Below are 11,973 nucleotides of genomic sequence, written 5' to 3' on the forward strand. Positions count from 1 at the left end.
CCGCTTTACGCGGCCTATCACGCGCTGGTCGAGGCGCGGCAAAGGCGCCAGCCGCTTGATCTGGACCTGCCCGAGCGCAAGGTGGTTCTGAGTGACGAGGGCAAGGTTCTGTCGGTCAATTTCGCCGACCGGCTGGATGCCCACAAGCTGATCGAGGAATTCATGGTGCTGGCCAATGTGGCCGCCGCCGAGACGCTGATCGCGCGCAAGTCGCCGCTGCTGTTCCGGGTGCATGAGGAACCGTCACCCGAAAAGCTGGAGACGTTGCGCGACGTGGCCGAGGCAGCGGGCCTGACACTGGCCAAGGGGCAGGTGCTCAAGACCGCGCATCTCAATGCACTGTTGCACGCGGCGGGCAATACCGATCACGCCGAGGTCATCAACATGTCGACCTTGCGCGCGATGATGCAGGCCTATTACGCGCCGTCGAATTTCGGGCATTTCGGACTGGCGCTGCAGGCCTATGCGCATTTTACCTCGCCGATCCGGCGTTATGCCGATCTGGTGGTGCACCGCGCGCTGATTTCGGCGCATGGCTGGGGCGATGACGGGCTGCGGCCTGCAGATATCGAGCAGCTGGATGGCACCGCGCAGCATATTTCCGAAACCGAGCGACGCTCGATGGTGGCCGAACGCGACACCAATGACCGTTACCTGGCGGCGTTCCTGTCGGAGCGCGTGGGTGAGGAATTCACCGGCCGGATCAGTGGCATCGCCAAGTTCGGCGCCTTCGTGCGGCTGGACGAGACCGGGGCGGATGGGCTGATTCCGGTGCGCAGCCTCGGGCGGGAATTCTTTCATTTCGACCGCGATGCCGGGACGCTGATGGGGTCGGATACCGGGCTTACCATCGGGCTTGGCCAGCGGGTCACGGTCAAGCTGTCCGAGGCAGCCCCGGTCACGGGTGGGCTGGCCATGGAGCTGGTCAGCATCGAGGGGGAAACCGTGCGCCGAGGGCCTTCGGGTGCGCGCGGCAAGCCGCCCCGACGCAAGCATGTCAAAGCCAAGCGCAAGGCCGACAAGGTGAAACGCAAGGTCGAACGCAGCCGCCGCTGAGTGCCGCGCGGGCGTTATCGGCGATTCCCCGCATCCCTTGCGCGCACCGCTTCCGATTCGGGCAAATTCAGGCTAGGATCGTCGCAAAACAAACAAAGGCCCGAGCAATGCGTATCCGTCTCCTGACGCTCCCGATTGTGGGGCTTCTTTCAGCAACCCAAAGCCCTGCAGCAGCACCCGAGACATCGCTGAGGCCGCAGCCACGACCCGCGGCGGCGATGATCGAAACCGTTGTGCCGGTGCGCGTGGCGCAGCCGGTTCCGGTGCGCAGCTTGCGCCCGGTGCTGCGACCTGCCGAGCTGCAGAGCGATGCGCAGCTTGTCCGTGTCTCGACCGCAAATGCGTCTTTCGACCGGTGGGTCGCCGGTTTCCGGGGACGGGCATTGGCACAGGGGATCAGTCCACGTGTGTTCGATGCCGCCTTTCGCGGTGTGAGCTACAATAGCGAGGTCGTCCACAAGGACCGCAATCAGGCCGAATTCAAGCGCCAGATCTGGGATTACCTCGACAGTGCGGCGAGCCCTGACCGGGTCCGCAACGGACAGGCGGCCTTGCGCCGACATGCCCGGGCCCTGGCGGCGATCGAACGGGCCTACGGTGTCGAAAAAGAGGTTGTGACCGCGGTCTGGGGCCTTGAGACCGCCTATGGCGAGCGGCGCGGCACGCTTCCGCTTATCGAATCGGTGGCGACATTGGCCTATGACGGGCGGCGTGGTGCGTTCTTTGAGAAACAGTTGATCGCGGCCTTGCAGATCATCCAGGCGGGCGATGTCGATCCGCGCGACATGAAGGGATCCTGGGCTGGTGCGATGGGGCATACCCAGTTCATTCCGACATCCTATCTGGCCTATGCGGTGGATTTCACCGGCGATGGCAAGCGAGACATCTGGTCGGACGATCCCACCGATGCCTTGGCGTCGACGGCGGCCTATCTCAAGCGGTTCGGCTGGACCAAGGGGCAGCCCTGGGGTGTTGAAGTGCGCCTGCCGCGTGGGTTCAATGCGGCGACGGCAAAACGTGACAACCGCAAGATGCCCTCGCAATGGGCGGCGCAGGGCGTGGTCGGGATCGATGGCAGGCCGGTGCCGGATTACGGGCGCGCGGCGATTTTGCTGCCTGCGGGCACGCAGGGCGCGGCCTTCATGATCTTCGACAATTTCCGCGTGATCGAGCGGTACAACAACGCCGATGCCTATGTGATCGGGGTCGGGCATCTGTCGGACCGGATCAAGGGCGGCCCGGAAATTCAGGCGAGTTGGCCGCGTGGCTATGCGCCGCTGAGCTTTGACGAGCGCAAGGAGATGCAGCGCCGTCTCAAGGCCAAGGGATTCGCGCTCGAGAAGATCGATGGCATCATCGGACCGAACACCACGAACGCCATTCGCGCCTATCAGCAGTCGGTCGGAATGGCGCCCGATGGCTTCCCCTCGCAGGACGTTCTGAAGCGTTTGCGCGGGGGCTAAGCACAAAGCCGGCAAAGCACTCGACATTCCCCGGCGCGGCAGTGTTAATGCCGCCATGACCATATCTGCGGCACGTCCCGGCTGGGGCATTTTCTGGATGATCGTAACCGGTGGCTGTTTCGTGACGGTCACGGCTCTCGTCAAGCTTCTGGGGACGCGGATACCCGCGCCCGAGGCGGCGTTTTTGCGGTATCTCCTGGGGCTGGTTTTCCTGATCCCCGTCCTTGGACAGTTGCGCCGGATCAAGCTGGATCGAATGGAATGGACCCTGTTTGCAGGGCGCGGCGTGGTGCATACCATCGCGGTGGCGCTTTGGTTTTTCGCGATGGCGCGCATTCCGATCGCCGATGTGACGGCGATGAATTACCTCGCGCCGATCTATGTCACGCTTGGGGCGGCGTTGTTTCTGGGCGAAAAGCTGGCACTGCGGCGGGTCATGGCTGTGGGTGTCGCGCTGTTGGGGGCGCTCATCATCCTGCGGCCCGGTCTGCGCGAAGTGGGGCCGGGGCATCTGGCGATGCTGTTCACGGCGGTGTTCTTCGGCGCCTCCTACCTGATCGCCAAGCGGATGACCGCCACTGCGAGCCCCGGTATCGTGGTGGCCATGCTGTCGATCACGGTGACGATCGGACTGGCGCCTCTGGCGGCCATGCAATGGGTTACGCCGACATGGGGTGAATTGGCGATCCTGATGGGCGTCGCCTGTTTCGCGACCGCCGGTCATTACACCATGACGCTGGCTTTTCGTGCCGCCCCGCTGGCCGTGACCCAGCCGGTCACCTTCCTGCAGCTCGTGTGGGCGGTTCTTCTGGGCGCGCTGGTGTTTGACGAAGGGGTGGATATCTTCGTGGTTCTAGGCGGCATGGTGATCGTGGGGGCCGTCAGCTTCATCAGTTGGCGCGAGGCTGTGCTGAAACGTCGGGCGATCACGCCCAACGTCTCGGCCACCAAGGTCTGAAGCCGCGCCAGACTTAGCAGCGTGGGTCCAGAAGCTTGGCGAGGATCCGGTTGCGGGTGATCTGCCCCACAAGCGCGCCGTTTTCGATCACGCCGACGGGGGTGTCATGGCCCTGACTGGCCGCCATCACGTCGCGGATCGTCGCCAAGGGGCCAACGGAATGTTCCGGCGTGCCTTGTGCGTCTTCCATGATGTCGCGGGCGCATAGCACGCCGAGCGGGTTCATATGAGCCACGAATTCGGCCACGTAATCGGTCGTGGGGTTGGTGAAGATGTCCTGTGGCGTGCCGCATTGCACGATGCGCCCGCCCTCCATGATCGCGATCCGGTCGCCCAGCTTGAACGCCTCGTCCAGATCGTGACTGACGAAGATGATGGTGCGGTCCAGCTTTTTCTGAAGCTCCAGCAATTCATCCTGCAGATGGGTGCGGATCAGCGGGTCGAGGGCCGAGAACGGCTCGTCCATCAAAAGGATCGGGGCCTCGGTCGCAAAGGCACGCGCGAGGCCGACGCGCTGCTGCATCCCGCCCGACAATTCGGACACCTTACGGTCGGCCCAATCCGACAGGCTGACCAGATCGAGCTGCTTTTCGATGCGCGCCTTGCGCTCAGGGGCGGGGACACCGGCCAGTTCCAGTCCGAGACCGACATTTTCGCGCACGCTGCGCCACGGCAGCAGGCCGAATTGCTGAAAGACCATCGCCACGTGCTTTTGCCGCATCCGGCGCAGGGTGGCGGGGTCGGCATGGGTGACGTCGATCATGCCGGTGCCGTCATTTACATGCACAGCCCCCCGGGTCACCGGGTTGAGGGCGTTGACCGCTCTCAGGAGCGTGGATTTGCCCGATCCGGACAGACCCATCAGCACCACGATCTCCCCTTGCTTCACAGTCAGGTCGCAATCGTGCACGCCGAGCACCTGACCGGTGCTGGCCTGAATCTCTCCGCGCTGTTGTCCCTGATCCATCAGGGGCAGGGCACGCTCGGGATGATCGCCGAACACGATCGAGACAGTGTCGAAATGGACGGCATCGCTCATTGGTCACGCTCCAGTCGCAGCATGCGGTCAAGGATGATGGCGACCACCACGATCATCAGCCCGGATTCGAACCCGAGGGCAATGTTGACCGAGTTGATCGCCCGCAGCACCGGCACTCCAAGCCCGTCGGCGCCGACCAGCGCCGCGATCACAACCATCGACAGCGACAGCATGATCGTCTGGTTCAGCCCGGCCATGATCTGTGGCAACGCATAGGGAAGTTCGACCTTCCATAGAGTCTGACGGGGTGTCGCGCCAAAGGCCTGTGCCGCTTCGAGCAGGGGTTTGGGGGTGGACGAGATGCCCAGATGTGTCAGCCGGATCGGCGCAGGCACCACGAAGATCACGGTCGCGATCAGGCCCGGCACCATGCCGATCCCGAAGAACACGATAGCCGGGATCAGATAGACGAAGGGCGGCAGCGTCTGCATCAGGTCCAGCACCGGGCGCAGCCCCCGATAAAGGCCCGGACGGTGCGCCGTGGCGATGCCGATGGGCACGCCGATCGCCATGCAGAACACGCAGGCCGAGAGGACCAGCGTCAGGCTTTCGGTCATTTCCTCCCAGTAATCCTGATTGAGCACGAACAGGAAACCGAGGGCGACAAAGAGGCAGGTTTTCCAGTTGCGCTGAAAAAGCCAGGTCAGGCCGACAAAAACCCCGATCAGGATCAAGGGATGCGGGGTTTGCAGCACCCACAGAAAAGCATCGATCAGCCCTTCCATCGCCACGGACAGCGCATCAAAGAACAGCGCCGCATTATCCTGAAGCCAAAGAAAGAATATTTCGGCGGCGTCGCCGACGGGAATCTTGTTTTCGGAAAGCCAGTTCACCTGAATCCCTCGTTACTGATGATATCCGGGAGGTGTGGGGGCGGCTTGTCGCCGCCGCCCCCGCCTGTCCTGCGTTTGAATGGGACAGGTCCGTGTCGTTATCGGTGCGATGTCAGAGGCCCAGATCGGCCTTGACCGCGGCCATGGCATCGCCACCGTCAATCGTGGTCACGCCGTCCAGCCATGTTTCAAGGATGCCGGGATTGGCCTGAAGCCACGCGGTCGCCGCCTCGGCGGGATCGGTGCCGTCATTGAGGATCGCGCCCATGATCTCATTTTCCATGGCCAGCGTGAATTCGAGATTCTGCAGCAGCTTGCCGACATTCGGGCATGTCTCGACATAGCCTGCGGAGGTGTTGGTGTAGACCGTCGCACCGCCCAGATCGGGGCCGAACCAGTCATCGCCGCCGGTCAGGTAGGTCATCTCGAAATTGGCGTTCATCGGGTGCGGTTCCCAGCCAAGGAAAATGATCGGCTCGTCGCGGCGTGTGGCGCGGGCGACCTGTGCCAGCATCCCCTGTTCCGAGCTTTCCTTGACCTCGAAATCCGTCAGGCCAAAGGCGCCATCGGCGATCATGTCCATGATGAGGCGGTTGCCGTCATTGCCCGGCTCGATGCCGTAGATCGTGTTGTCCAGTGCCTCGGCATGCTCGACGATCTTGGCGAAATCCGTGATTCCGAGGGCCGCGCCAGCGGCATTGGTGGCAAGCGTATACTTGGCCCCTTCCAGATTGGCGCGCACGGTGTCCACGGTGCCGGCTTCGCGATAGGGGGCGATGTCGCCTTCCATCGTGGGCATCCAGTTGCCGAGGAAAACGTCGATATCGCCCTGCGCCATCGAGGTGTAGGTCACCGGAACGGACAGCACCTTGATGTCGGTCTCATAGCCCAGAGCCTGCAGGACGGTCGTTGTCGCGGCGGTCGTGGCGGTGATGTCGGTCCAGCCGACATCCGAGAATGTGACCGTTTCGCAATTGGCAAGGACGGGTCCGGCTGCAACGGCAAGGGTCGCAGCTGCCAGCGTTGTCTTGAATGTCATCATGTCTTTTCCCCTTCGTTTCGGTTTTCACCAACCGTTCTAAAGTCAGCGCCGGCGCGTGTGGTCGCGCCGGCGCATTTCCGGATCAGGCGGGCCTTTGCGAAAAGGCCCGAGCAGCCGTCAGGCCATCCACCAGCGTTCCATCCAGCGTTCGCCGTCCATCTCCCAGTTCGATGCCATCTCGCCATGCATCACGTCGTCGGATTTGGCCGAGACGTAATTGGCGAACATCGGGATGACGACGCCACCTTGGTTGGAGACGAGATCCTGCATCTCCCAGTACATCTGGCGGCGCTTGTCGTCGTCCAGTTCGGCACGCGCCTTGACCAGAAGTTCGTCGAAGCGCTCGTTGCACCAGAAGCTGTCGTTCCACGATGCGCCGCACTGATAGGCGGTCGAGAACATCTGGTCTTCCACCGGACGCCCGCCCCAATAGACGGCGGTGAACGGCTCTTTCATCCAGACGTCGGACCAGTATCCATCCTTGGGCTCGCGGACGACGTTGACGTTGATCCCTGCCGCCTTGGCCGAGTTCTGGAACAGAACGCCCGCATCCACGGCGCCCGAGAAGGCCGCCTCGGAGGTGTGCAGCGTCACGTCCAGACTGTCGAGACCGGCCTCCTTGAGATAGAACTTGGCCTTGTCCGGATCATAGGTCTTCTGCTCCAGCTCGCTGTTGTAATAGCGCTGTCCCTGACCGATCGGATGGTCATTGCCGACCGAGCCGTAGCCGAACAGGATCTTTTCAACCAGCTCTTCGCGGTTGATGGCATATTTCAGGGCCTGGCGGATGTTGTTGTCCGTGTAGGGATCCTTGTTGGTCGACATGGCGAAGGTGTAATGCTGCGTGCCCGCAAGTGTTTCGACCGTGATGCCCGGCCGGCGCCCCAGCAGATCGGCGGCCTTGAGGTCCACCCGGTCGATCGCGTGCACATCGCCCGACACCAGCGCCGTGGTCCGAGCGTTCTGATCGACGATGGACAGCATTTCGCAGCTGTCGATCCATGCCACGTCGTCGCGCCAATGGTTCGGATTGCGCTCGAAGCTCGAGATCACGCCGGGCTGGAAATTCTTCAGCACATAGCTGCCGCACCCATTGCCGGACTGCCAGTCGATCCCGTCAGCAGTCGCCGGGTGGATCGTCAGGTGATAATCCGACAGAATGAACGGGAAGTCGGCATTGCCGCTCGACAGCTTGAACACGACCGTATCGCTGCCATCCGCCGTAAGCTCGGTGATCGGTGCGACAAGCGGACCGGCGGCCGAGGTCGAGTTCTCGCCGCGATGATGATTGATCGACGCGATCACGTCCTCGACGGTCAGCGGCTTGCCATCGTGAAACGTGACGCCCTGACGGATCTTGAAGCGCCATTCGGTGGCGTCGGCAGAAGCCTCCCAGCTTTCGGCGAGCTCGGGTGCCAGGGTGCCATCGACCGCCACTTCCGTCAGGCGACCGTGGACCGCAAAGCCAAGAGCCAACACGTAGCCGTTGGACCACTGGCCGGGGTTGAGTGTGTCGGTCGTCTGACCATGGCCCTTGGCCACACGCAGGTGACCACCGCGCTTGGGTGCCGCCATAGCGCCGCCCATGGGCAGCGTTGCCAAGAGTGCGCCGGCTGCCGTGGTTTTCATGAATCCGCGACGGTCCAGCATGCCGCCTTTGATGAGTGTCATTTTGTGTCTCCCTGTTTTGTTGCGTCTTGACTGTCGGTCGGGGCGCGTTGGTCCCGTTCCCTTTGGACTTGCCGCTGTTGATCCGACTTCTCCCAAGCCTCAAAGCGACATTCCGCATACATTTCCGACGTTAATATGTCGGTATCATGTAGTGCAACGTGATTGTTCCGGTTTTCGTGTTTTGCGATGTCGCCTTTGATTTTTTATTGATTGACGAGTCAATTAAACACGAATAGGCCTGTGGGGCAACAGCAATTCACAAGTATTGGGGGCGCAGCATGCCCAAGATCGGAATGGAGCCGATTCGTCGGTCTGCCCTGGTCGAGGCGACGATTCATGAAATCGGCCTGCAGGGAACGCTGGACGTGACGGTCAGTCAGATCGCCCGCCGCGCCGGCATGTCCAGTGCGCTGGCGCATCACTATTTCGGGTCCAAGGAGCAGATGTTCGTGGCCGCGATGCGCCATATCCTGACGCTCTACGGAGCCGAGGTGCGTGGTGCGCTGGTGATGGCGAAAACCCCGCGCGATCGGGTCGAGGCGATCATCCGCGCCAGCTTCGCACCGGCGCAGTTCCGCTCCGAGATGGTCTCGGCATGGCTCAACTTCTATGTGCAGGCTCAGAAATCCGAAGATGCCCGACGCCTTTTGCATATCTATCAGCGCCGGCTGCGCTCGAACCTGCATCACGCCATTCGCCAGATCGCGCCGGACAATGCTGCGCGCTTGACCCGTGGGTTGGCGGCGATGATCGACGGGCTCTACATCCGGCAGGCCCTGCGCGTCGAGCCGCTCGAGCCCGAGCGCGCGATCAGCGTGCTGCTGCATTATCTCGATACCACACTCAAGGTCGAAACCGCATGAGCACCCGCCCCAACATCCTGATCTTCATGGTCGATCAACTGAACGGCACGCTGTTTCCGGACGGTCCGGCGGACTGGCTGCATACGCCGAATCTGCGCGGGCTTGCCGACCGGTCGACCCGTTTCGCAAATGCCTATACCGCGTCACCGCTCTGTGCGCCGGGCCGCGCCAGCTTCATGTCCGGGCTCTTGCCGTCGCGCAGCCGGGTCTATGACAACGCGGCCGAATTCGCCGCCGACATCCCCACCTATGCGCATCACCTGCGGCGCGCGGGCTATCACACCTGCCTTTCGGGCAAGATGCATTTTGTCGGACCCGATCAGTTGCACGGGTTCGAAGAGCGCCTGACCACGGATATCTATCCGGCCGATTTCGGCTGGACCCCCGATTACCGCAAACCCGGGGAACGCATCGATTGGTGGTATCACAATCTCGGATCGGTCACCGGCAGCGGCGTGGCCGAGATTTCCAACCAATTGGAATATGACGACGAAGTCGCCTTTAACGCCAGCCGCAAGGTCTATGATCTGGGCCGTGGCCATGACGCGCGGCCCTGGTGCCTGACAGTCAGCTTCACGCACCCGCATGACCCCTATGTGGCGCGGCGCAAATACTGGGATCTCTACGAGAAGAGCGACCATCTTCTGCCCACCGTGCCGGCCATGGCCTACGAGGATCACGACCCGCATTCCAAGCGCATTTTCGACGCCAATGACTGGCGCTCCTTCGACATCACCGAGGCGGATATTCGCCGCTCGCGGCGGGCCTATTTCGCCAATATCTCCTATCTCGATGACAAGATCGGCGAGGTGCTCGCGGCGCTGGACGGCACGCGACAGACCGACAACACGATCATTCTCTTCGTGTCGGATCACGGCGACATGCTGGGCGAGCGTGGATTATGGTTCAAGATGTCCTTCTACGAAGGCGCGTCGCGTGTCCCCTTGATGATCGCGGCGCCCGGGATGGCGCCGGGGCTGGTGCACACCCCGGTCAGCACGCTCGATGTCTGCCCTACCTTGTGTGATCTCGCCGGTGTCTCGATCGACGAAATCGCGCCATGGACCGAAGGATACTCGCTCGTTCCCCTGGCGCAGGGCGGCGCGTCGCGTGCACCCGTGGCCATCGAATATGCCGCCGAGGCCTCGTATGCGCCGCTGGTCTGCCTGCGCGAGGGGCGTTGGAAATTCACCCGTTGCGCACTCGACCCCGATCAGCTCTTCGACCTCGAGACCGACCCACATGAGCTGACCGATCTCGCAGGCGATCCCGCCCATGCGCAGACGCTGCAGCATTTCAGCGACATGGCCGATGCCCGCTGGGATCTTGCCGCGTTCGATGCGCAGGTTCGTGAAAGCCAGGCGCGCCGCTGGATCGTCTACGAGGCGCTGCGTAAGGGCGGCTATTACCCGTGGGATTACCAGCCGCTGCAGAAGGCCAGCGAGCGTTACATGCGCAACCACATGGATCTCAACGTGGTCGAGGAAAATCAGCGATTCCCCCGTGGGGAATGACCCTTTCACTGTTCCCGAAATACTCCCGCCGGAGGCGATATGACATTTGCGACCCAACCCAAGGCCAGCCATTTCGTGAATGGCGCCTATCTCGAAGACACGGCCGGCACGCCGCTCGAGGTGATCTACCCTGCAACCGACACTGTCATCGCGACCCTGCATGAGGCAACGCCGCAGGTTCTGGATCAGGCGATTGCCGGTGCGCAGGTCGCACAAAAACACTGGGCGCGCCTGTCGGGGATGGAGCGTGGCCGCGTCCTGCGCCGTGCCGCTGATATCATGCGCGACTGCAACCACGACCTGTCGGTGCTCGAAACCTATGACACGGGCAAGCCGCTACAGGAAACGCTGGTGGCCGATGCCACAAGCGGCGCGGATGCGCTGGAATATTTCGGCAGTATCGCGGCTGGCTTGACTGGCGAGCATGTTCAACTGTCCGGCGGTGACTGGGCCTATACCATCCGCGAGTCTCTGGGTGTCTGCGCGGGGCTTGGCGCGTGGAACTACCCCACCCAGATCGCCTGCTGGAAGGCGGCACCTGCCTTGGCCTGTGGCAATGCGATGGTGTTCAAACCGTCCGAAACAACCCCGCTTTTGGCCCTGAAAGTGGCTGAGATCCTGATCGAGGCCGGCGCGCCTGCGGGGCTGTTCAACGTGGTGCAGGGGGCGGGTGGCGTCGGCGGGCCGCTGGTGGCCGATCCGCGCATCGCCAAGGTGTCGCTGACCGGATCCGTGCCGACGGGGCGCAAGGTCTATGCCTCGGCGGCGGAGGGCATGAAGCATGTGACGATGGAACTGGGCGGCAAATCGCCCCTGATCGTGTTTGACGACGCTTCGATCGAAGATGCGGTGAGCGGGGCCATACTCGGCAATTTCTACTCCTCGGGTCAGGTCTGTTCCAATGGTACGCGGGTTTTCGTGCACCGCGCCATCAAGGAGGCGTTCGTGACACGCCTTGGCGAGCGTACGGCCAAGGCGGTGATTGGCGATCCGCTGGACGAGGCGACCAGCTTCGGCCCAATGGTCAGCGAGGCGCAATTGCAGATCGTGCTGGGCTATATCGAGAAGGGCCGCGCCGAAGGCGCGCGGCTGATCTGTGGCGGCAACCGCATCGACAAGCCGGGGTCTTGGATCGAACCCACGGTCTTCGCCGATGTCACCGACGACATGACCATCGCCCGCGAGGAAATTTTCGGCCCGGTGCTCAGCGTGCTGGATTTCGACGACGAGGACGAGGTGATCGCCCGTGCCAATGCCACGGACTACGGGCTGTCGGCTGGCGTCTACACCCGCGATCTGCAGCGCGCGCACCGGGTGATCGCCCGGCTCGAGGCGGGCAGTTGCTTCATCAATTCGTATAATGATGCCCCGGTCGAGGTGCCCTTTGGCGGGGTCAAGGCATCGGGCGTGGGGCGCGAGAATTCCAAGGCGGCGATCGCGCATTATTCGCAGCTCAAGTCCGTCTATGTGCGGATGGGCGAAACCGAAGCGCCGTTCTGAGCCCTTGCCGGGTCAGCGCCATCCGGCCCGGACC

General features: G+C 62.7%; 10 protein-coding genes. 6 read left to right on the plus strand and 4 right to left on the minus strand.

Features of this window, described 5'->3' with window-relative positions; all coding sequences use genetic code 11:
- The 3 genes from RAZWK3B_RS13915 to RAZWK3B_RS13925 form a co-directional block, all read left to right on the plus strand.
- A partial coding sequence (locus RAZWK3B_RS13915; protein WP_007816194.1) for an RNB domain-containing ribonuclease occupies window positions 1–1,056 on the plus strand: 1,056 nt, incomplete at its 5' end.
- Window positions 1,057–1,163: 107 nt separating this feature from the next.
- Complete coding sequence (locus RAZWK3B_RS13920; RefSeq protein ID WP_037295915.1) at window positions 1,164–2,519, plus strand: lytic murein transglycosylase; 1,356 nt, start codon at window positions 1,164–1,166, stop codon at window positions 2,517–2,519.
- Between the two features lie 55 nt (window positions 2,520–2,574).
- Window positions 2,575–3,477, plus strand: a complete 903-nt coding sequence (locus tag RAZWK3B_RS13925; protein WP_007816198.1) for a DMT family transporter — start codon at window positions 2,575–2,577, stop codon at window positions 3,475–3,477.
- A gap of 13 nt (window positions 3,478–3,490) precedes the next feature.
- Here the strand turns inward: RAZWK3B_RS13925 and choV are convergent, their stop codons facing one another.
- The 4 genes from choV to RAZWK3B_RS13945 all read right to left on the minus strand — a co-directional run bounded on the left by choV (window position 3,491) and on the right by RAZWK3B_RS13945 (window position 8,062).
- On the minus strand, window positions 3,491–4,516 hold the full coding sequence (choV, locus tag RAZWK3B_RS13930; protein ID WP_007816200.1) for a choline ABC transporter ATP-binding protein: 1,026 nt from the start codon (window positions 4,514–4,516) through the stop codon (window positions 3,491–3,493).
- Window positions 4,513–5,349, minus strand: coding sequence for a choline ABC transporter permease subunit (gene choW / locus RAZWK3B_RS13935; protein WP_007816203.1), 837 nt, complete (start codon window positions 5,347–5,349; stop codon window positions 4,513–4,515). Before choW ends, choV begins: the two co-directional genes overlap by 4 nt.
- A gap of 112 nt (window positions 5,350–5,461) precedes the next feature.
- A complete protein-coding gene (gene choX / locus RAZWK3B_RS13940; RefSeq protein ID WP_037295960.1) occupies window positions 5,462–6,388 on the minus strand; it encodes a choline ABC transporter substrate-binding protein in 927 nt (308 codons plus the stop codon).
- A gap of 120 nt (window positions 6,389–6,508) precedes the next feature.
- The gene (locus tag RAZWK3B_RS13945) at window positions 6,509–8,062 is read right to left on the minus strand and encodes an ABC transporter substrate-binding protein (protein WP_007816206.1); all 1,554 of its coding nucleotides are present in this window, start codon (window positions 8,060–8,062) and stop codon (window positions 6,509–6,511) included.
- Between the two features lie 278 nt (window positions 8,063–8,340).
- On the opposite strand from RAZWK3B_RS13945, the gene betI reads away from it, so the two are divergent.
- From betI to betB, 3 genes are read left to right on the plus strand one after another with little or no spacing between them, the layout of a single operon-like run.
- Window positions 8,341–8,925 carry a transcriptional regulator BetI gene (betI, locus tag RAZWK3B_RS13950; protein ID WP_007816208.1) on the plus strand — a complete coding sequence of 195 codons (585 nt, stop codon included), beginning with the start codon at window positions 8,341–8,343 and terminating at the stop codon, window positions 8,923–8,925.
- Complete coding sequence (gene betC / locus RAZWK3B_RS13955) at window positions 8,922–10,439, plus strand: choline-sulfatase (RefSeq protein WP_007816210.1); 1,518 nt, start codon at window positions 8,922–8,924, stop codon at window positions 10,437–10,439. The genes betI and betC overlap by 4 nt, the downstream gene beginning before the upstream one ends.
- Window positions 10,440–10,478: 39 nt before the next feature.
- On the plus strand, window positions 10,479–11,939 hold the full coding sequence (gene betB / locus RAZWK3B_RS13960) for a betaine-aldehyde dehydrogenase (protein ID WP_007816212.1): 1,461 nt from the start codon (window positions 10,479–10,481) through the stop codon (window positions 11,937–11,939).
- Window positions 11,940–11,973: the final 34 nt, after the last annotated feature.

It is taken from the genome of Roseobacter sp. AzwK-3b, from assembly GCF_000170875.1.
Classification (GTDB): Bacteria; Pseudomonadota; Alphaproteobacteria; order Rhodobacterales; family Rhodobacteraceae; genus Roseovarius; species Roseovarius litoreus.